Consider the following 19,290-nt stretch of genomic DNA (forward strand, 5'->3'; position numbering starts at 1 on the left):
GGTTACAAGTCCCACATCAACATCGACAGGACCCACGGTCTGATCCGGAAGTGGACTGTGACCGGTGCCGCGCGCCACGATGGCCGGGAACTCGCAGGGCTGCTCGACAAGGCGAGGGCGTGGAGCTTGCTGGTGAGGCCCCCGCGGGAACGTCCCATGCCACCATCGTCCCGAGCCCCCTTTTTCCCGTGGCCCCGTGCTGGTGGACGCGGACACAGGTGGAATCGATCATGACGATGCCGCCGTCGCAAGCTTCGGACACCGCTCGCAGGAGCCGATCCCAGACACCGGCCTTCCGCCAGCGCACGAAGCGGTTGTAGCAGGTGGTGGGTGGGCCGTAGCGCTCCGGGATCTCCGACCAGGGCGATCCCGTCCGGAACCGCCACAGGATGCCGTTCAGAACTCGGCGGTCATCAACACGGGGAACTCCGCGCGGCTTGTTCGGCAACAGAGGCGAGAGGATCGACCATTCATGGTCGGTCAGTTCGTACCGGCGACGTGTCATTCAGGGCTCCCTCAGTTTCGAGCCTTGAATCAGCCACACAGCAAAACGCCAACCAGATTTATGGGTTTGCCGCCTAGACCTCGCCCGCAACGCCCAACGGCTGTTCGCAAGCCCGGAACCGCGCGAAAAACGCCGCCTGCTGAACTTCGTGCTATCGAACTGCACTTAGGAGGGTGGTGAAGTCGTCGCCACTTTCCGCCAACCGTTTGATCTGCTCGCTGAAACGGCAACCGTCGCCGCCCGCATCGAGGCGGCTGAAACACCGAAATCGTCGAAAAGCGAGATTTGGCTGGGGCGGCAGGATTCGAACCTGCGAATGACGGTACCAAAAACCGTTGCCTTACCGCTTGGCGACGCCCCAATCGGGCCGTGTTCTAGTGCTCCGGGGGCGGCGGGACAAGAGGAAACGGGTCGGCGGAGCGGGCAGGGAGGTCGCGCTCGCGGCCGTCTCGCGGGAGCGCTCTCGCCACGCCATGTGCCATGCCGCGTACGGGGTCCCGCGCAGCGCCGCCGTGCCTCAGACGGCGAGGGGATCGGATTTCGCGAGCCGGTCGAAGGCGGCGAGGCTTGCGATCAGGGCGGGCATGCGGTCGAGGTGGATCATGTTCGGCCCGTCGGAGGGCGCGTTGTCCGGGTCCTCATGCGTCTCGATGAAGATCGCGCCGACGCCGATCGCCGCCGCCGCCCGCGCCATGACCGGGGCGAATTCGCGCTGGCCTCCCGATGACGACCCCTGGCCGCCCGGCTGCTGCACCGAATGGGTCGCGTCCATCACCACCGGATAGCCGGTCCGCGCCATGATCGGCAGCGAGCGCATGTCGGCGACCAGCGTGTTGTAGCCGAAGGAGGCGCCGCGCTCGCAGAGCAGGATGCGCTCATTGCCGGTGGAGGCGATCTTGGCCGCGACATTGACCATGTCCCAGGGCGCGAGGAACTGGCCCTTCTTCACGTTGATCGCCGCGCCGGTCTTGCCGGCAGCCAGCAGGAGGTCGGTCTGGCGCGAGAGGAAGGCCGGGATCTGCAGCACGTCCACGGCCTCGGCGACCGGCGCGCAGTCCTCCGGCAGATGCACATCCGTCAGCACCGGACAGCCGATGCGTTCGCGCACGGCGGCGAGGATCGCGAGCCCTTCCTCGCGTCCGATGCCGCGCTTCGCGTCGAGCGAGGTGCGGTTCGCCTTGTCGTAGCTGCTCTTGAAGATGAAGCCGACCCCGGCCTCCGCCGTCGCCTTCGCCACCACCTCGGCGATCATCAGGCAATGGTCGAGACTCTGGATCTGGCAGGGTCCGGCGATGAGGGTGAAGGGATTGGCGTTGGAGACCTCGATCGCGCCGATCCGGACGGATTTCGCTTCAGTCATGCGCGCCTCCCTTGCTCAGGGCATCGATAGCGCGCGCGCGGAGCGCGTGTAAACCCCGGGTGGGGTGACAACGGGGTGGCGGGTGACAACGGTGTGGCGGGTGACAAGGGCGTGCGCCGGCGCTAAGCCGCCCGGACGCGGAGCATTCGGTGGAGCGGTGAGATGGACGAGACGGCGATCGATCGCGCCTTCCGCGCGATGGAGGCGGAGCCGGAGAACGCGGCGGCGCGCGCACGCTTCCATGAGCGTGTGCTCGACGCGGAACTGCATCTGCTGCTCGAGGAGGAGCCAGCGACCGCCGAGCGCCTGCGTCCGTGGATCTTCGAGATCCCGGAGGGCCGGTTCGTGCTCGCCTTCGACCGCGACGCGCGGCTCGCGGCCTTTCTCGCGGAGCCGATGCCCTGCGCGGTGCTCGCGGGGCGGCGGCTCGTCGAGATGGTCGCGGGGCATGGGCTCGGGCTCGGGCTGAACCTCGGTGACGCGCCCTCGGCGACGCTTCTGCCGGCCGAGGCGGTGGACTGGCTCGCGACCATGGCCGGGCGCGCGCCGGAACGGGTCGAGAGCGCCGCCCGCCGGCTCGGCCCGCCGGGGTCGGCGACGCCCGCGCTGATCGAGGCGCTCGATCACAAGCTCGCGGCGATGGCCGGGGTGATCGGCGCCGCGCATCTCGTCGAGGCGGAATACGCGGACGGCACGCGCGCGCTTCTGCTCCGGCTCGCCGGGGTGGCGGACGGAGCCTAGGCCGGGGTCGCTGCGGGCATCGCCGAGATGGCGCGGCTAGGGGGCGCGGCCAGCCTCGACGTCGCCTTCCTCGCCGGGGGCGCGCCGGCTCTGGCGACCGCGCGCGCGCGCGGGCTCACCTTCGAATTGCCGCCGGTCCGGGCGCCCGAGCCGGCGGAGCGGCCGGTGCCGCCGGGCATGGACCCCGACCGGCCGCCGATCCTGCGGAGGTAGCCGCTCCCCGATGCCGGCTGCCCGCCGCCATGAACCGGAGCGGCCGGCCGCCGCTCAGTACCCCTGCGCGCGGTCCACGCGGTAGAGCAGCGCGTCGCCGTCCTGATCGCGCCGGATGTTGAGCGCGATCGTCTCGGAGGCGGTGTCGGCGCGGGTCTCGGACGCGACATGCGGCGTGACCGTGATCTTCGGATGGCTCCAGAACGGATGATCGGGGGGCAGGGGCTCGACGCGGAAGACGTCGAGCGTCGCATGGGCGAGCTGGCCGGAGTCGAGCGCGTCGATCAGCGCCTGATCGTTCAGGACGCCGCCCCGTCCGGTGTTGATGAGAAAGGCTCCCGCGGGCAGGAGCGCGAGCGTGCGCCGGTTCAGGAGGTTCTCGGTCGCGGGCGTGCTCGGCAGCAGCGAGATCAGGATGTCGCTGCCCCGGAGCAGGGTTTCCAGCCCCTCCTCGCCGGAATGCGCCGGGATGCGGCTTTCCTCACGCGGCGTGCGACTCCAGCCCTCGACCTGAAAGCCGAGATCGGTGAGTGCCTGGGCGACATCGGCGCCGAGCGCGCCGAGTCCCAGCACGCCGACGCGCCGGCTGGAGGCGAGCGGGGGCACGATCTCGTTCCGCCACACCCCGTCCTGCGCGGTGATATGCGCGTCCATCCCGAGATGGTAGCGCAGCACATGGCCCGCCACGTATTCGATCATGCCCTGGGTGAGGCTCGGATCGACCATGCGGCAAAGCGGCGCGGTCAGCGTCGGATTGGCGAGCGCGTGCTCGACGCCCGCCCAGAGGCTCAGGACCGCGCGCAGCTTGGGAAAGACGGAATAGTCGGTGACCGGCCCGTTCGGATGGTAGATCACGTATTCGATCTGCTCCGCCGCCTCGGGGTCGGTCGTCAGGGTGATGTCGAGCTCCTCCGCCGCGAAAGCCTGGCGGAGATGCGGTGCGTATTCCTCCACGACGCTCTCCGGCGCGGAGATCAGTACCTTGATCGGCATGTGGTGCTAGCCCCTCTCGCGTGGCCGATGGACATGCGCGCTCTGCGCGAGGCCGAAGGCGGCGAGCAGGACCAGCATCGCCGATCCCCCGTAGGAGACCAGAGGCAGGGGCACGCCGACCACCGGCATCAGGCCCATGACCATAGCCATGTTGACGGCGAAGAACAGGAAGAAAGTCATCCCGATCCCGCCGGTCAGGAGCGCGCCGAAGCGGTCGCGATTGCCGATCGCGCTCAGAGCGCAGAAGACGATGACGAGGGTGAAGAGGATCAGCAGCGCCACCGTGCCGAGGAAGCCGAACTCCTCCGCGAGCGTCGTGAAGATGAAATCGGTGTGCTTCTCGGGCAGGAAGTTGAGCCGGCTCTGCGTGCCCTGCATGAAGCCGCGGCCCGCCCAGCCGCCGGAGCCGAGCGCGATCTTCGCCTGGGTGATGTGATAGCCGGTGCCGAGCGGGTCGCTCGACGGGTCGAGGAAGGTGTCGATCCGGTTGAACTGGTAGTCGCGCAGGAGCTGCCAGTCGGTGCCGCGCGACCGGAGGACCAGCGTGACGAGCCCGGCGGCGCCGGCGGCGGCGGCGGCGAAGTACCAGATCGAGACCCCGGCGAGGAACATGACCGCCGCCCCGCCCGAGAGCAGCATGATCGAGGTGCCGAGATCGGGCTGCGTCATCACGAGGAAGACCGGGGTGAGGATGAGGGCGATCGGCGGGATCATCCAGAGCGGACGCGAGACCTTCGCCGGGTCGAGCCAGGCGTAATAGGCCGCGAGCAGCAGCACGAGCGCGATCTTCATCATCTCGGAGGGCTGGAGCACGATGAAGCCGAGGTTGATCCAGCGCTGCGCGCCCATGCCGACATGGCCCGCCATCTCGACATAGAGCAGCAGCCCGAAGGAGACGAGATAGGCGAGCGGCGAGACGAGCTTCCAGAAGCGGATGTCGATCATCGCGATCACCAGCATGACGCCGATCCCGAAGCCGAACCGCGTCATCTGCGCGCGCGCCCAGGGGTCGAAGGAGCCGCCCGCCACGGAATAGAGCATCATGAAGCCCATTCCCGCGACGGCCGTCAGCAGCAGGACCAGCGGCCAGTGCACCGCGAGCAGTTTCGCCGCGCCCCGCGGGGCACCGGCGAGGCGGCCGTTCGTGTCCCGCGCGCTCATGCCCGGTCCCTCGGGTTCGCCGAGGGGGCCGCGCCCGCGTCGGCCGCCGGCATCCTCGCGCGCTGCTCCTCGATCGCGTCGCGCTGCTCGGGCGGGTAGGCGTCGAGCGGGGGCAGGCCGCCGTGGAGCGCGTAGAGCAGGATGTCGCGCGCGATCGGCGCCGCGACCGCCGAGCCGCCGCCGCCATGCTCGACGATCTGCGCGATCGCGTAGCGCGGCTTGTCATAGGGCGCGTAGGCGATGAAGAGCGCGTGGTCGCGGCGGTTCCAGGGCAGTTGGTCGTTGCGGGTGACGCCCTTGGCGCGCTCGGCGGCGGTGATGACGCGAACCTGGCTGGTCCCGGTCTTGCCCGCCATCAGCATCGCGGGATCGACGATGCGCGAGCGGTAGGCCGTGCCTTCGTTCGAGACGGCGAACATGCCGTCCCGCACCCGGTCGAGATGGCGCGGGTCGAGGCCGAGGCTCCCGGGCGGCTCCACGGGCAGATCGACGCCGCCGATCGCCTTGACAAGCCGCGGCACGACCTCGTTGCCGGTCGCCACCCGCGCCGTCATCACCGCGAGCTGCAGCGGCGAGGCGAGCGTGAAGCCCTGGCCGATGCCGTAGTTGAAACTGTCGCCGACGGTCCAGCTTTCCTTGCGCGCCGCCTTCTTCCAGGCGCGGTCGGGCATCAGCCCACCGGCGACCGCGGGCAGCGGCAGGTCGTGTCGGGTGCCGAGGCCGAGCCGGCGCGCCATCTCGGAGATCGCATCGGCGCCAACGCGGCGGGCGACCTCGTAGTAGTAGCAGTCGCAGGACTGCGACAGGCTCTTGCGCAGATCGACGCGCCCGTGGCCGCCCTTCTTCCAGCAATGGAACCGCCTGTTGCCGAGCTGGGTGAAGCCGGGGCAGTTCACCCGGTCGCGCGGCGCGATCACCCCGGCGGCGAGGCCCGCGAGCGCCACCACCGGCTTGAAGGTCGAACCGGGCGGGTAGGTCCCCGCGACCGCCTTGGAGGCGAGGGGGCGGTACTCGTCGTTCAGGAGCCGGTTCCACTCGGCGACGCCGATGCCGAAGACGAAGCTGTTCGGGTCGAAGCCGGGCGCCGAGGCGAGCGCCATGATGTCGCCGTTCGTGACATCGATCACCGCCGCCGCCGCGCTCTCGTCCGCCATCCGGTCCATCGCATAGCGCTGGAGCCCTTCGTCGATCGTGAGCGCGACGCTCTCGCCGGCGGTGCCCTCGACGCGGCCGAGCTCGCGCATCACGCGGCCGGCGGCGCTGACCTCGATGCGGAGCGTCCCGGCCTCACCCCGCAGCGCATCCTCCATCTTCTGTTCGACGCCGGTCTTGCCGATCTGGAACCTCGGTATGCGGAGCACCGGATCGGGGTTCTCGATCTTCGAGAGGTCGGATTCCGAGACCGGCCCGACGTAGCCCACGACATGGCCGGTATCGCGGCCGAGCGGATAGTGGCGGCTCAGCCCGACGTCGGCGACGATGCCGGGCAGGACCGGGGCGTTGGCGGAGATCCGCGCCACATCCTCCCATGCGAGATGCTCGGCGATCACCACCGGCACGAAGGCGCTGCGCGTCGTGATCTCGCGCAGCGTGCGCGCGCGGGTCTCCGCGTCGATCGGGATGATCCGGCCGAGACGGTCGAGAACGTCCGCGGGATCATCGACCTGTTCGCGCACCAGCGACACGCGGTAGTTGCGGCGATTGATCGCGAGCGCGACCCCGGCGCGGTCGGTGACGATGCCGCGCTCGGGCGGGATCAGACGCAGGTTGATCCGGTTCTCGTCGGCGAGCATCGCGTAATGCTCGTGCTGCGCGACCTGGAGATCGCGCATCCGCCAGCCGAGCACGCCCACGACGCCGAGCTGGACGCCGAGCAACATCAGGCCCCGGCGCGAGATCAGCGACTTCGGCGCCTCGGTCATGACCGGCGCTCCGCATCGGTCGGGGATCCGCGGGCGGGCGCGGGGCGGAGGAGCCAGCCGACGAGAGCCGCGACGAAAGGATAGGCGACGGCGGTCGCGAGCACATGGCGGCGCAGCCCGCCGAAGCTCGGCCCTTCGGCGAGGGTGAGCTTCAGGACGAGCAGCATGGCGAGCATCATCAGCGCGAAGGCGGTCGCGGCGACGAGCCATTCCCGGAGCAGCGACCAGTCGCGCCCGGCGCCGCCCGGCGCGCGGATCAGCGCGGCCACCACGAGGAGCCCGAGCGCGCCGAGCCCGGGCGGGCGTGACAGCATGAGGTCGGCGAAGAGGCCGAGTGCGAGAACGACAAGGGCCGGTGCGACGGCCGGTGCGCGAACCACGCAGGCGACGAGCAGGCAGTAGAGCAGATCGGGCGCCGCCGCTTCCCGGCCCGGCGCGAGCGGCACGAGCGCGACATGGATCGCGACGAGGCCGAGGAGCGGCGGCAGCGCGCGGCGCGGCCAGACCCCGCTCCGGGGAGCGCCCGGGCTCATGGCACCGTCTCCGCCGGAACCGGGGCGGCTTCCGCGGCGCTTCCGGTGCCTTCGGGGGTGGGGGCGGGGGCGGGCGGATCGGGCACCCGGGGGCCGATCAGATCGCCGGGACCGGTCACGAGGGGCGCCGGTGCGCGGCGGAGCAACCGGACGAAGGCGAGGCCGGTGTAATCGGCCGCCAACCGGACGCGCTGGCGGCCGTCCGGCGTGACCGTCACCTGACCGACCAGCACGTCGGCCGGAAAGAGCCCGCCGTCGCCCGAGGTCACGACGCGGTCGCCCGGCCGGATCTCGTCCGCCTGGTCGAGAAATTCGAGCACTGGCGCCGCCGTCATGTCGCCGCTCAGGATGGCGCGCGCGCCCGAAGGCAGGATCGTGACCGGCACGCGGCTCGATGAATCGCTCAGGAGCAGGACCCGGGCGGATCGATCCGCGACGCCGGCGACACGGCCGACGAGCCCGAGCCCGTCCACCGCCGCCGCGCCATCCGCCACCCCGTCGGCGGCGCCGACATTGATCGTGACCGAACGGCGGAACGGGCTGCCGGCATCGGCCATCACCTCGGCGGTGACGAAGCTGAGCCGGGGGTTGAGTCGCACGCGGTTCAGCGCGAGCAGCCGGGCGTTCTCCTGTTCGAGCCTGAGCGCCACCTCGCGCCAGGCCTGCATCCGCCGAAGCTCGCGCCGGAGTTCCTCGTTCTGCTCGTGCACCCGCGCGTAGGAGCGCAGGTCCGAGATCATCCGGCCCGCCGCGGCGATGGGGCGCAGCGTCCAGTCGAAGCTCGGCACGAAGGTATCGACGAGGCTGGCGCGGAACTGTTCCACCCGGGCGTTGTCGATGCGCCAGAGCAGGAAGAGCCCGAGCATGAGCACGGCGAGGATGCCGATCAGGATCCGGCGCAACGCGCCGAGATAATCCGGAGATGCATCGTTACGGAGCGCCACGCCAGTCTCGCCTCAGGGGAGGCCATGCAAGCGGAACGGCTGGGGATGCCACCTCTCGGGGTCGTCCCTCGCGCCGCTCCTGAAATCGGTCCCCACGCCGCTCTCACCCGCCGTAATCTATCACATGCGCGAGCTGCTTTTCAAATTCGAGCGACTTGCCGGTGCCGATCGCGACGCAGTTGAGCGAGTCGTCGGCGACGGTGATCGCAAGCCCCGTCTGCTCGCGGAGTGCGAGGTCGAGGTCGCCGAGAAGCGCTCCGCCGCCGGTCAGGATCACGCCCCGGTCAACGATGTCGGCCGCGAGATCGGGCGGCGTCTGTTCGAGGGCGACCATGACCGCCTCGACCATGGTGTGCACGGTCTCCGACAGCGCCTCGGCGATCTGGCCCTGGCTGATCTCGATCTCCCGGGGCACGCCGTTCAGGAGATCGCGGCCGCGCACCTCCATCCGCTGGCCGTGGCCGTCATCGGGCATGCGCGCGGTGCCGATGGTCATCTTGACCTTCTCGGCGGTCGATTCTCCGACCAGAAGATTGTGCTGGCGCCGCAGGTAGCTCACGATCGCCTCGTCCATCCGGTCGCCGCCGACGCGCACCGACCGGGCATAGACCACGTCGCCGAGCGAGAGCACCGCGACCTCGGTCGTGCCGCCGCCGACATCGACGATCATGTTCCCCGTAGGCTCCGTGATCGGCATGCCGGCGCCGATCGCCGCGGCGATCGGCTCGGCGATGAGCCCGGCCTTGCGCGCGCCCGCCGCCATCACGCTCTCGCGGATCGCCCGCTTCTCGACCGGCGTGGCGCCATGGGGGACGCAGACGATGATCTTCGGCTTCGCCCAGGCGCCGCCGCGGCGCACCTTGCGGATGAAGTACTTGATCATCTCCTCGGCGACGTCGAAATCGGCGATCACGCCATCGCGCAGCGGCCGGATCGCCNCGCAGACGATGATCTTCGGCTTCGCCCAGGCGCCGCCGCGGCGCACCTTGCGGATGAAGTACTTGATCATCTCCTCGGCGACGTCGAAATCGGCGATCACGCCATCGCGCAGCGGCCGGATCGCCTGGATCGAGCCGGGCGTGCGGCCGAGCATGAGCTTCGCTTCCTCGCCGACCGCGAGCACCCGCTTCTTGCCGTCCTTGACGTGGAAGGCGACGACCGAGGGCTCGCTCAGCACGATCCCCTTGCCCTTGACGTAGATGAGCGTGTTCGCCGTGCCGAGATCTATCGCCATGTCCGACGAGAAAAGTCCGCTCAAACCGCCAAACATCGTCCGTCCCGCCCTCTGCCCGCCGCCCCATGTGATTGGTCGCGTGGTTGGTATCGCTCTTCCGCCGCCTGCTTCGCGCGGTCGATCCGGTTATGGCAATGCGCGCGGGGGGCGTAAAGCGGGCAAGGGGCGCCGCCGCGCCGCGGGGGCGGAGGTCGCACAACTTTTGGTTGCGCGTGTGGCTTTCAGGCACCGCGCGCGTCGTTGCGATCCGGGTGACGCCGGGCGCCGGCCGCGCGTTCGCCTTTACCGCGGGGTCCGCCGCCAGAATCGTTGACACCGCGCCGCCGCGCGCCTTCAGTTCCAGAACGATTTCAGGATGATTGAGCCGGATGCCGGTGGCACGCCACCCGGGCGGAATGGACAATCCGGCGAAATGGTGTTGCAATTCCGGAGGTTCCGCGATGCCCCTCGCACCGATCAGCGACCTCGCCGTCTTCGGCGACAGCCTCTCCGACGAGGGGCGCATGTCCGACCTGACCAGTCGGAACCTCGTCATCACCCTGCCCAGCCCGGACGCGGGCTATACGCGCGCCTATTCGAACGGGCCGGTCTACGCGGAGGTGATGAGCGACCTGCTCATCCGCTCGGGCGATCTTGGCGCGAGCGAGAACTTCGCCATCGGTGGCGCCCGGGCGGCGAGTGAGGTGACCTTCGCGGAGTATGTAGACGCGCGCGTCGGGACGTTGCTGCCGCCGGGAGCGATCTATCGCCCCGACGCCGACCCGGACGACCTCGGGCTGGTCATCGACCTGTCGGGACAGGTGGAGCGTCATATCGACTCGGGGCCCGCGTCGGACGGGGCGGTCGCGATCAACATCGGTCTCAATGACTACGCCGACTTCGTTCCCTCCAGCCCGGAAGACGCCGAGGAGGAGGCGACGGAACTCGCCCAGTCGGTGCTCGTCGCGACCGCGGCCGCCGCCGTCGCCTCGGTGGCGGCCGGCGCCGATCAGGTCATCCTCTTCAACCTGCCGAGCATCCGCCTCTTTCCGCTCGCCGCGGCGCGGCCCGAGTCGGATCTGGCGCTCGGCGATCAACTGATCGCCGGCCACAACGAGGGGTTGGCCGAGATCGTCGATCAGCTGGACCTCATCGGCGCCGAGGCCGTCGTCGTCGACATGAACCGGATCAGCGCCGAGATCATGGCCGACGCCGCCACCTTCGGCTTCCGGCCCGAGTTGATGGCGCAGCCGGTCCTGCTCGGGACCGGAAGCGCGGAGCTTGTCGAGCAGCCGGACGGAAGCTTCGCGCCCGGCTTTCCGGAGAACCCGACCGTGAGCGGGATCGACCCGGACCAGATTGCCTTCTGGGACTTCGTGCATCCGACGGCGGCGCTGCACGCCATCTGGGGCGCCTTCGCCGCCGAGAGCCTACGGTCCGAGACGCGGTTCCTCGGAGTGGAGGACGACCGGATCAACGGCGGCGCCGACCGCGACCTGATCCTCGCCGGCGCGGGCGACGACCGGATTTCCGCCCGGGGCGGGCCGGACGTGGTGATCGCCGGGCCGGGCGACGACATCGTGCGCGGAGACGAAGGTGCCGACATCCTCATCGGCGGTTCGGGGCGCGACAGGCTGTCCGGCGGCGCGGGCAACGACGTGCTGGCGGATGGCGCGGGGCGGGACCTGAGCGCCGGCGGGCGCGGAGCCGACCTGCTGATCGACGGCGCGGGGTTCGACCGCCTCGGTGGCGGGCCGGGGAGCGACGATTTCGTCTTCGAGGCGGCGACGCTGAGCGGCGGGACGCTTGCCGGGAACGGCGGCGTGATACGCGGCGGTCCGGGCCGCGACACCGTCTATCTGGTTCTCGACGCGGAGACCCGCGCGGCTGTCGAGGCGGAACTCGAGACGGGCTTCGGGACGGGCTCAGGGACGGTCCGCCTGCCGAGCATCGGGCTCACGCTCCGCGGCATCGAGTCGGTGGCGCTGCTCGATCCCGAAGATGTCGCGGGACAGATCGACTCACCGGCGCGCCCGCTGGAGGCCGACCACTGGGGGCTTGTCTGACGCGGCACGGGCTCCCCTGCGTCCGAGGGTCGGACCGCGCCCCCACCCATGCCGACGGGTCGCGCGGCCTCCCCGGTGACCTCCGGCAACCTGGCCCGCCGGGCCGGTCCCGCGAATCCCTCAACCCCCGCGCGCCCGGGCGCGCTCCGGAGGCTTGCATCCGGGCGCCGGGCGGCGCTATGCGGGCGGGGACGCGGCGGGGCGGAATGGCTTCGAGGAACCAAGACGAACGGTTCAGCGCGAACGGCCCGAGGCGGGCGGAGAAAGGCGGGGAAGGCATGGCCAGGAAACCGGCCTGGGCGATCGAGAAGGAGCGCGGGCAGAAGCGGCACGGCCGTGCCGGCGACACGGTCTGGCTCTTCGGGCTGCACGCGGTACGCGACGCGCTCGCAAATCCGGCGCGCAAACGCCACCAGCTCGTGCTCACCCGCAACGCCGCCGACAAGCTCGCGCCGGAGATCGCCGCGAGCGGCATGGAGCCGCGCATCGCCGATCCCCGGCGCTTCGACGCCCCGCTCGACCCGGCCTCGGTGCATCAGGGCGCGGCGCTCGAGGTCGATCCGCTCGACTGGGGGTCGGTCTCGGAGACCTGCGCGCCGCGCGACGATGCCCCGGTCGTCCTCCTCCTCGACCGGGTGACGGACCCGCACAATGTCGGCGCGGTGCTGCGCTCGGCGGAGGTCTTCGGCGCCCGCGCCGTGATCGCCCCGCACCGGCATTCGGCGCCCGAGACCGGGGCGCTCGCCAAGACCGCCTCGGGAGCGCTGGAGCGCCAGCCGTATCTCCGGGTGCCGAATCTTGCCAATGCGATCGGCGCGCTTCGCGAGATGGGCTACGCGGTCGTCGGGCTGGACGGCGCGGCGGAGGTCGCGCTCGACGTGGCGGTCGAGGGGCTGGAGCGCCAGCCGCTCGCGCTGGTGCTGGGCGCCGAGGGCCCGGGGATGCGCGAACTGACGACGAAGCTCTGCCACCGGCTGGCGCGCATCCCGGCGGCGGGCGTCTTCGGTTCGCTCAACGTCTCGAACGCGGCGGCGGTGGCGCTCTACGCGGCGACGCGCGGCCGTTCAGGGAGCTAAGCGGGGGGCCACGCGGGCTGAACCGCTCACGAATGCCGCGCTTCCGATCACGTTTCCGGGGCCACCCTTTAAGTACTGGCGAACCGGGCTACATTCAAAGCCGAGGCAGCGTGCCTGGAACTGCCCTGCCTCGTCTCACTGTCCCTCGTTCCAACTATGCGCCCGGCTATTTCGACCGGGCGCTTTTTTCTTGAACCGGCGCCGGAGCTGGATCACCTGATGCGAAAGCGCCGATTTGGTGCTTTCCAACGCCTTCCGTCACTCCTATAGTCCGCGCCATGACGCGGATGGGACAGATCTCGGAAGGATTCGCTGGCGCGGGCCATGCCCGGGGTGCCCTTGTCCTCCTGCTGCTTAGCGGCCTCTGAGCACGCCCCGGCCGGCGCGCGCGCTCAGAGGATATCGAGACCCGAGCGCCCGCGAAGCACAAGAGATCCGGAAAGTTTCCCGAAGGACCATCGGCATGACCGAAGCCAGCACCCCCGACGCCCAGAATCCGAACGCCCAAACTCCAAACGCCCAGAATCCAGGCACCCGGAGTTCCGATGCGCGGAATCGCGACTCCCAGGATCGCGTCCTCATCTTCGACACCACGCTCCGCGATGGCGAGCAGTCGCCCGGCGCGACCATGACGCTCGAGGAAAAGCTCCAGATCGCCACCCTGCTCGACGAGATGGGCGTCGATATCATCGAGGCCGGCTTTCCGATCGCCTCGGAAGGCGATTTCGAGGCCGTGAGCCGGATCGCCGCGATCTCGCAGAACGCGGTGATCTGCGGCCTCTCGCGCGCGGATTTCAGCGATATCGACCGCTGCTGGGAGGCGGTGAAACACGCGAAGCGCCCGCGGATTCACACCTTCATCGGCACCTCGCCGCTGCATCGTGCGATCCCGAATCTCGACATGGACCAGATGGCGGAGCGCATCCACGACACGGTGACGCATGCCCGCAATCTTTGCGACAATGTGCAATGGTCGCCGATGGATGCGACGCGGACCGAGCACGATTACCTCTGCCGCGTGGTCGAGATCGCGATCAAGGCGGGCGCCACGACGATCAACATCCCCGACACCGTGGGCTATACCGCGCCGCGCGAGAGCGCCGACCTGATCCGGATGCTGCGCGAGCGGGTGCCGGGCGCGGACACGATCACCTTTGCCACGCACTGCCATAACGACCTCGGCATGGCGACGGCGAACGCGCTCGCCGCCGTCGAGGCGGGCGCGCGGCAGATCGAATGCACGATCAACGGTCTGGGCGAGCGCGCCGGCAATACCGCGCTCGAGGAAGTCGTGATGGCGATGAAGGTCCGCAACGACATCATGCCGTACCGGACCGGCGTCGATGCGACGCGGATCATGAACCTCAGCCGCGTCGTCGCGACCGTCTCCGGCTTCCCGGTGCAGTTCAACAAGGCCATCGTCGGCAAGAACGCCTTCGCGCATGAAAGCGGCATCCACCAGGACGGGATGCTGAAGAACGCCCAGACTTTCGAGATCATGCGGCCGGAGGACGTCGGCTTGAACGCGACGAGCCTCGTCATGGGCAAGCATTCGGGCCGCGCGGCGCTGCGCTCGAAGCTGCGCGAACTCGGCTACGATGTGGGTGACAACCAGCTCAAGGATGTCTTCGTCCGCTTCAAGGAACTCGCCGACCGCAAGAAGGAGGTCTATGACGACGACCTCATCGCGCTGGTGCGCGACCAGGGTACCAACGCCGCGAACGACCGGATCCAGGTGAAGAGCCTCAAGGTCGTGTGCGGAACCGAGGGGCCGCAGACCGCCGATCTCGTGCTGACCATCGACGACGAGACGAAGACCGCGCATGCCGTGGGCGACGGCCCGGTCGACGCGGCCTTCAAGGCGGTGCGCGAGCTCGTCCCGAACGAGGCCCGGCTCGTGGTCTATCAGGTCCACGCCGTGACCGAGGGCATGGACGCGCAAGCGACCGTCAGCGTGCGGCTCGAGGAAGGCGGCAAGATCGTGACCGGCCAATCGGCCGATACCGATACGGTTGTCGCCTCCACGAAAGCCTATGTGAACGCGCTCAACAAGCTCCTCGTCCGCAGGCTGAAGACGGCGCCGGCGGCGGTCACCGTCTAGGTCGCGGACTGTTAGGCGCCGCGGGCGGGTTGTGGTTCACCGCCGCTCCGTTCCATGATCACGATCTCGTCGTCGTGTTCACGGAACCGGTGGCGGCCCGCCTGGGCGCTATTCGGCGGGTCGCGGTCGCTCCGCTTGATGGAGAGGCCAGTGGGGAGGTCCGGCCCCCCTATCTGTCGACATCATCAGGGAGGGCCGCGACCGTGCCACGCACCGCACCGGATAACCTCAGGATCAAGCGCCGCTACCTGCTCTGGCTCGCCGAGGCGAAAGGGCTTTCGGAGGCCTCGATCGACAAAGCCGCCGCCGCGATCGACCGCTGGATCGCCTTCATCGGTGGCGCCGATCTCAGGCGGTTCCACACCGAGAAGGCCGTCGCCTTCAAGCGTGCGCTCGAGCGAGAGCGGACCGAGGCGGGGGCGGCGCTTTCCTCCGCGAGCCGCGAGGCGATCCTGCGCGAGCTTCGCGCCTTCTTCCTCTGGCTCGCCGATCAGCCCGGCTTCCGGGCGAGAATCCGTCACGCCGACGCGGCCTGGTTCACGCCCGACCGTCGCGACGCACGGGCGGCGCATCGCGGCCAGTGGCGCCCCGCATCCCTCGCCCGAACAGATCCGGGCGGCGATCCTCAACATGGGGGTTGGCACGGTCTTCGCCCGGCGCGACCGCGCGCTCATGGCCCTGCTCTATCTGACCGGCAGCCGCGAGACGGCGGCGATGACCTTGCGGCTGCGGCATGTCGATCTCGCCAACCGATGCGTCCAGTTCGATGGCCGCGACGTGCGGACCAAGTTCGGCAAGCGGTTCACCACCTTCTTCTTCCCGGTCGGCGAGGACTTGGCGGAGATTCTCGCCGGATGGGTCCGGGAGCTTCGCGAGGGCCACCTGTTCGGCCCGGATGATCCGTTGTTCCCGAAGACCGAGGTTCGGCGCGGCGCGACGGGCGGCTTCGAGCCGGCTGGCCTCGCGCGAACGCCCTGGCGCGCGCCGGGATCGGTGGCGAAGATCTTCAAGGGCGCCTTCGAGCCGCTCGGCCTGCCGCCGTTCGGGCCGCATTCGGTGCGCAAGACCCTGACCGATCTCGCGAGCCGGCACTGCCGGACGCCCGAGGAATTCAAGGCCTGATCACAGAACCTCGGCCATGACGACGTGCTCACGACCTTCCACAGCTACGGCACGCTCAGCCCGGGACGGCAGCGGGAATTGATCCAGGCCTTCTCGGCGGAAGGTTGAGCACTTCGGCAGCGCCCGCGCAATCCGAGACCACAGCCGGACCAGCACGCGCGAGCGCATCAGGGCGGCCCGAGGCTCGATGCGCCAGAGCGGTTGTATGGCGAGGACACCGGGCAGAGGTTCTCGCCGCCACCTCTCTCCGATTGGGGCAGGCGGCTGTTCGATGGTCTTCGCTCCAGCGCGACGGGCATGGTCGAAATCGGAGACGTCCCGGAGATCCTCCGCGCCTTCGGGGGGGCGGCAAATCCCTCACGATGCCTCTTGGTAAGGTGCGCCGGATCACGCGGGAGCACCTGGACGTCCCGGCCCAGACGATGATCGCCCTCCCCGACCTCCATCGCGGATACGATTTTCGTACCGCGGAACCAGGGTGACGATCGCTCGGGAGGTCTGCTTTTGGTGACAGACGCCGAGACCGCCAAGGGAGATGTGATTGTCGCGGCGATGAAGCGGGCTGGCACCGATGACGCAGGCGCGCGGGCAACCGTGGTCGTCACGGTCTACGACAAGCAGGACATCTCAGGGATGCTAGTTGTTCAGCTAGGCCGCGCGGAAGGCGCCGGAAATATCCTGTATGTTAGGGCAGAACGCGAAGGCGATGGATATAGACATACCGGGGCCAGTTCCCTTAACGCCTCGCTGAGCGACACCATCAAACGCCTTCGCGTCTCGTCGACGATACGCGCTCCGAGATCTACATTTCAAGCGGTTCTCGTTCGCGCCGCCGAGGGCGGCCTTCTCTCAATCCGCGCAGGACCGGGTGGCGGCGGCGAACGTGGCCTCCGGCCACATCGGCCCCACCAATCCGAACCCGACTCCGGCCACTTTCGCGACACCGACACGGACCCGCTGGCGTAAACGGTGGAGGCGCTGGATGATCGGTTCGACGTTTTCCAACGCGCGCGGAAGGCCATCGAGCATGACGATCTATGCGAGGAATGGGATCGAGCCGGGGCTGATAGCGAACGCTTCGCGGTCCAATTCCGGTCAGCTCCTGCCAAGGCAGATATCAAACACTCCCGGCTCAAGACGAAAGGTACTCCGCGCGAGTGGTGTTTTCAAGGACCGCCCCGCTACCAGGTTCTCGCCCGCGCCTCGCGCCGCCTTCGGGCAGTCCGCGCAGGACCGGGTCGCGGCGGCCGAGTGGCGTCTTGATACGTCGCGCCAACGCCGCCGGTTCCAACCCCCGCGACGGACGCGCTGGCGCCCGCTGCCAATTCAAAACCGCGGCACGTTTGGCCCGGTGGCGGCGGCGGGGATCGGCGCGGGCTTTCCGGGCGGAGGAGCGAGACGCGGCGCACGGTGACGAGCTCCGGTTTCAACCGATAGCCCTTCCAGGGCAGGTTCTCGATGATCTCGGCCTCCGCCTCGACGACGGCGGAAGCGATCGCCTTCCTGAGCGCCTTGATGCGTCTGCGGACCGAGCTTTCATCCTTGAGGTCCCAGATCTCCCAGAGCTCACGCGAGTGCAGGAGCGCGAAATCCTCCGGTGCGAATCCCGCGCCGAGGCTCTCGAGCGGGCTCAGCCTCACGATCGTCGGGCGGCTCCTCGGCCACACGAATCCCACGACGACCCAGCGCTACGCCCACCTCGCCGACGCGCCGCTTCGCGAGGCGGCGGAGGTGATGGCGCGGAAGATGGGCCAAATTGACCAGAATCGCTAGGCGTGTAGACTGCGGCGGAGTCTTCCTTTGGCTGCCATGAACAACCGCCGATCACTCTCGATGTCTTGACGGGAGGAGTGCTTTGCAGCTCCCTGCCAACAACGACAAGCTGGTCGACCACCTGTATGAGACGTCTGTCGAGCCCCGACAACTTGCCGCGCTGATCGACGATTGGGACAGACGAATCGCGGCGGAGGATCCGATAGGTTTCGCGCGGCTCGACCTTCTCGGGGACCAAACCTTCTCGGGTCATCTCGAACGAGCGTTGGAAATTCTTGCGAGGCTCAATGCCGCTGAGCAACAGCAAGCGCACCTGCTGCTCGGCGGATTGCGGAACGCCGCGATGGTCGTATCCCGGAACGGCGTGCTGGTCGCGGCCAACGGTGCGGCGCGGCTGGCCTTCGGCCTCTCCCCGACTGAGAATATCCGCGCCATGCCCTTTTCGGGGGCGGATCTCGGCTCAATGCTCGATCGAGTCGCGGCAGTAGCGGAGAGTGGTCTCGACGAGATCGTCCAGCTGTCTCAAACTGGATGCGATCGGCCGGTCATCTTCCATCTCCAACGGATTGGGGACGAGCGTGGATCGGCACGGGTGCTGGCTGTCAGCAGCGAACGCGCATGGAGCGAAGAGGTCTCGGCGGCGCTCGTACGGACCTTCGGGCTCACCCCCGCCGAAGTCGCCGTGTTGCGGCAGCTGACGGTGGGCGCGACCGTCAGTGAGATCGCGCTCACGACGAATCGGAGCGAAGGGACGATTCGCACCCAACTGCACGCGCTGTTAACTAAGACCGGAACACGCAGCCAGGCCGATTTGGTACGGATCGCTAATTTGCTACTCAGCTCCATGCGTTGTGACATTGAGGCGAGCCGCCCAGCACCGTTCCGCCCCTCCGGTCGGCGGCATCGACTGATGCACCTGCGCGATGGGCGACGCATGGATGTGGTTACCTACGGCGCATCTTCGGGACGCCCGCTCATCTGGTTGATGTCCACGCTCGGGATGCACCTGATGCCGGCGACGGCGGAGCTCGATCTGGCACGCCGCAACATCCGCGTGCTTGTGCCAATCCGTGCCGGGTACGGTGTCAGCGATCCAGCGCCACCCGGCCGCGACCCGTTCGAACTCGCCGTCGAGGATACCCGTGAGATGCTCCAGCGGCTTGGCAACGTTTCGGTTACCGTCGTTGCGCCGACCGATGATATCCGACTTGCGCTGATGCTGGCTCATGCTGATCCAAGGTCAATCAGCCATGTTGTCGGGATTGGGTCCGGATTCCCGATCCTGACCTCCACGCAGTACCGGCGCCTTCACCCGGTTGGTCGCTTCTTCCGGGCCTGCGCGCGCTATGCGCCGGCGGCATTGCCATTTGTCGCCAAAGCATTTCGCGCGATGATGATGCGCTATGGTATCGAGGCCTACTACAGCGCCACGTTTCGCGCCATACCCGGCGACAGTGTCAACGGCGGAGCAAAACCAGGCCGTTGGGCGGCGCAAAAGTAGGCCACTTGGCGCCGCAAGCGGGGAACGGCGGGAGGGCGTAGCCCGACTAGAGTTTCCCGCTTGCGG

At 69.0% G+C, this 19,290-nt stretch carries 17 protein-coding genes, 1 tRNA gene and 1 pseudogene; 9 read left to right on the forward strand and 10 right to left on the reverse strand.

Features of this window, described 5'->3' with window-relative positions; all coding sequences use genetic code 11:
- Positions 1 to 113 precede the first annotated feature (113 nt).
- The 3 genes and pseudogenes from ACLJK8_RS18790 to kdsA form a co-directional block, all read right to left on the reverse strand.
- Positions 114 to 505, reverse strand: a pseudogene (locus ACLJK8_RS18790) (IS5 family transposase); the annotation flags it as partial.
- Positions 506 to 791: 286 nt separating this feature from the next.
- Positions 792 to 866 (reverse strand) — tRNA-Gln (locus ACLJK8_RS18795).
- 156 nt (positions 867 to 1,022) lie between these two features.
- A complete protein-coding gene (kdsA, locus tag ACLJK8_RS18800; protein WP_413151879.1) occupies positions 1,023 to 1,865 on the reverse strand; it encodes a 3-deoxy-8-phosphooctulonate synthase in 843 nt (280 codons plus the stop codon).
- 162 nt (positions 1,866 to 2,027) lie between these two features.
- Between kdsA and ACLJK8_RS18805 the strand changes: the two genes are divergently transcribed.
- Together ACLJK8_RS18805 and ACLJK8_RS18810 are read left to right on the forward strand one after the other, a co-directional pair.
- Positions 2,028 to 2,606 carry an SseB family protein gene (locus ACLJK8_RS18805; RefSeq protein ID WP_413151880.1) on the forward strand — a complete coding sequence of 193 codons (579 nt, stop codon included), beginning with the start codon at positions 2,028 to 2,030 and terminating at the stop codon, positions 2,604 to 2,606.
- Between the two features lie 27 nt (positions 2,607 to 2,633).
- Complete coding sequence (locus ACLJK8_RS18810; RefSeq protein ID WP_413151881.1) at positions 2,634 to 2,819, forward strand: hypothetical protein; 186 nt, start codon at positions 2,634 to 2,636, stop codon at positions 2,817 to 2,819.
- 54 nt (positions 2,820 to 2,873) lie between these two features.
- Here ACLJK8_RS18810 and ACLJK8_RS18815 read toward each other — a convergent pair whose 3' ends face one another.
- From ACLJK8_RS18815 to ACLJK8_RS18840, 6 genes are all read right to left on the reverse strand, one after another.
- Complete coding sequence (locus tag ACLJK8_RS18815) at positions 2,874 to 3,812, reverse strand: 2-hydroxyacid dehydrogenase (protein ID WP_413151882.1); 939 nt, start codon at positions 3,810 to 3,812, stop codon at positions 2,874 to 2,876.
- 6 nt (positions 3,813 to 3,818) lie between these two features.
- A complete protein-coding gene (gene rodA / locus ACLJK8_RS18820) occupies positions 3,819 to 4,973 on the reverse strand; it encodes a rod shape-determining protein RodA (protein ID WP_413151884.1) in 1,155 nt (384 codons plus the stop codon).
- Complete coding sequence (mrdA, locus tag ACLJK8_RS18825) at positions 4,970 to 6,895, reverse strand: penicillin-binding protein 2 (protein ID WP_413151885.1); 1,926 nt, start codon at positions 6,893 to 6,895, stop codon at positions 4,970 to 4,972. The genes rodA and mrdA overlap by 4 nt, the downstream gene beginning before the upstream one ends.
- Positions 6,892 to 7,428 carry a hypothetical protein gene (locus tag ACLJK8_RS18830; RefSeq protein ID WP_413151886.1) on the reverse strand — a complete coding sequence of 179 codons (537 nt, stop codon included), beginning with the start codon at positions 7,426 to 7,428 and terminating at the stop codon, positions 6,892 to 6,894. The genes mrdA and ACLJK8_RS18830 overlap by 4 nt, the downstream gene beginning before the upstream one ends.
- Positions 7,425 to 8,372 carry a rod shape-determining protein MreC gene (gene mreC, locus ACLJK8_RS18835; protein ID WP_413151887.1) on the reverse strand — a complete coding sequence of 316 codons (948 nt, stop codon included), beginning with the start codon at positions 8,370 to 8,372 and terminating at the stop codon, positions 7,425 to 7,427. The genes ACLJK8_RS18830 and mreC overlap by 4 nt, the downstream gene beginning before the upstream one ends.
- Before the next feature lie 103 nt (positions 8,373 to 8,475).
- Positions 8,476 to 9,642 carry a rod shape-determining protein gene (locus ACLJK8_RS18840; protein ID WP_413151888.1) on the reverse strand — a complete coding sequence of 389 codons (1,167 nt, stop codon included), beginning with the start codon at positions 9,640 to 9,642 and terminating at the stop codon, positions 8,476 to 8,478.
- 404 nt (positions 9,643 to 10,046) lie between these two features.
- On the opposite strand from ACLJK8_RS18840, the gene ACLJK8_RS18845 reads away from it, so the two are divergent.
- The 3 genes from ACLJK8_RS18845 (at position 10,047) to ACLJK8_RS18855 (ending at position 14,828) form a co-directional block, all read left to right on the forward strand.
- Positions 10,047 to 11,651: an SGNH/GDSL hydrolase family protein gene (locus ACLJK8_RS18845; protein WP_413151889.1), complete on the forward strand. Its 1,605-nt coding sequence runs from the start codon at positions 10,047 to 10,049 to the stop codon at positions 11,649 to 11,651.
- A gap of 278 nt (positions 11,652 to 11,929) precedes the next feature.
- Positions 11,930 to 12,727, forward strand: coding sequence for a 23S rRNA (guanosine(2251)-2'-O)-methyltransferase RlmB (rlmB, locus tag ACLJK8_RS18850; RefSeq protein WP_413151890.1), 798 nt, complete (start codon positions 11,930 to 11,932; stop codon positions 12,725 to 12,727).
- A gap of 463 nt (positions 12,728 to 13,190) precedes the next feature.
- Entirely contained in the window at positions 13,191 to 14,828 is a 1,638-nt protein-coding gene (locus tag ACLJK8_RS18855; protein ID WP_413151891.1) for a 2-isopropylmalate synthase, read from the forward strand.
- A gap of 185 nt (positions 14,829 to 15,013) precedes the next feature.
- Here ACLJK8_RS18855 and ACLJK8_RS18860 read toward each other — a convergent pair whose 3' ends face one another.
- On the reverse strand, positions 15,014 to 15,460 hold the full coding sequence (locus tag ACLJK8_RS18860; RefSeq protein WP_413151892.1) for a hypothetical protein: 447 nt from the start codon (positions 15,458 to 15,460) through the stop codon (positions 15,014 to 15,016).
- Between ACLJK8_RS18860 and ACLJK8_RS18865 the strand changes: the two genes are divergently transcribed.
- The 4 genes from ACLJK8_RS18865 to ACLJK8_RS18880 all read left to right on the forward strand — a co-directional run bounded on the left by ACLJK8_RS18865 (position 15,459) and on the right by ACLJK8_RS18880 (position 19,224).
- Positions 15,459 to 15,950 (forward strand): hypothetical protein, encoded by a 492-nt coding sequence (locus ACLJK8_RS18865; RefSeq protein ID WP_413151893.1) that lies wholly within the window; start codon positions 15,459 to 15,461, stop codon positions 15,948 to 15,950. The two genes, ACLJK8_RS18860 and ACLJK8_RS18865, sit on opposite strands and share 2 nt — an antisense overlap.
- A gap of 507 nt (positions 15,951 to 16,457) precedes the next feature.
- On the forward strand, positions 16,458 to 16,916 hold the full coding sequence (locus tag ACLJK8_RS18870) for a hypothetical protein (protein ID WP_413151894.1): 459 nt from the start codon (positions 16,458 to 16,460) through the stop codon (positions 16,914 to 16,916).
- Between the two features lie 492 nt (positions 16,917 to 17,408).
- On the forward strand, positions 17,409 to 17,723 hold the full coding sequence (locus ACLJK8_RS18875; RefSeq protein ID WP_413151895.1) for a hypothetical protein: 315 nt from the start codon (positions 17,409 to 17,411) through the stop codon (positions 17,721 to 17,723).
- Positions 17,724 to 17,805: 82 nt separating this feature from the next.
- The gene (locus ACLJK8_RS18880; protein WP_413151896.1) at positions 17,806 to 19,224 is read left to right on the forward strand and encodes a LuxR C-terminal-related transcriptional regulator; all 1,419 of its coding nucleotides are present in this window, start codon (positions 17,806 to 17,808) and stop codon (positions 19,222 to 19,224) included.
- Positions 19,225 to 19,290: the final 66 nt, after the last annotated feature.

Source organism: Amaricoccus sp. W119 (assembly GCF_047275745.1).
Classification (GTDB): Bacteria; Pseudomonadota; Alphaproteobacteria; order Rhodobacterales; family Rhodobacteraceae; genus Amaricoccus.

Excerpts from the sequence above, each read along its gene's own strand:
- ACLJK8_RS18810 (WP_413151881.1), top strand. The coding sequence starts at position 2,634 with ATGGCGCGGCTAGGGGGCGCGGCCAGCCTCGACGTCGCCTTCCTCGCC.
- ACLJK8_RS18805 (WP_413151880.1), top strand. The coding sequence starts at position 2,028 with ATGGACGAGACGGCGATCGATCGCGCCTTCCGCGCGATGGAGGCGGAG.
- kdsA (WP_413151879.1), bottom strand. The coding sequence starts at position 1,865 with ATGACTGAAGCGAAATCCGTCCGGATCGGCGCGATCGAGGTCTCCAAC.
- rodA (WP_413151884.1), bottom strand. The coding sequence starts at position 4,973 with ATGAGCGCGCGGGACACGAACGGCCGCCTCGCCGGTGCCCCGCGGGGC.
- mrdA (WP_413151885.1), bottom strand. The coding sequence starts at position 6,895 with ATGACCGAGGCGCCGAAGTCGCTGATCTCGCGCCGGGGCCTGATGTTG.
- ACLJK8_RS18855 (WP_413151891.1), top strand. The coding sequence starts at position 13,191 with ATGACCGAAGCCAGCACCCCCGACGCCCAGAATCCGAACGCCCAAACT.
- rlmB (WP_413151890.1), top strand. The coding sequence starts at position 11,930 with ATGGCCAGGAAACCGGCCTGGGCGATCGAGAAGGAGCGCGGGCAGAAG.
- ACLJK8_RS18865 (WP_413151893.1), top strand. The coding sequence starts at position 15,459 with ATGGGGGTTGGCACGGTCTTCGCCCGGCGCGACCGCGCGCTCATGGCC.
- ACLJK8_RS18815 (WP_413151882.1), bottom strand. The coding sequence starts at position 3,812 with ATGCCGATCAAGGTACTGATCTCCGCGCCGGAGAGCGTCGTGGAGGAA.
- ACLJK8_RS18875 (WP_413151895.1), top strand. The coding sequence starts at position 17,409 with ATGATCTCGGCCTCCGCCTCGACGACGGCGGAAGCGATCGCCTTCCTG.
- ACLJK8_RS18860 (WP_413151892.1), bottom strand. The coding sequence starts at position 15,460 with ATGTTGAGGATCGCCGCCCGGATCTGTTCGGGCGAGGGATGCGGGGCG.
- ACLJK8_RS18830 (WP_413151886.1), bottom strand. The coding sequence starts at position 7,428 with ATGAGCCCGGGCGCTCCCCGGAGCGGGGTCTGGCCGCGCCGCGCGCTG.
- ACLJK8_RS18845 (WP_413151889.1), top strand. The coding sequence starts at position 10,047 with ATGCCCCTCGCACCGATCAGCGACCTCGCCGTCTTCGGCGACAGCCTC.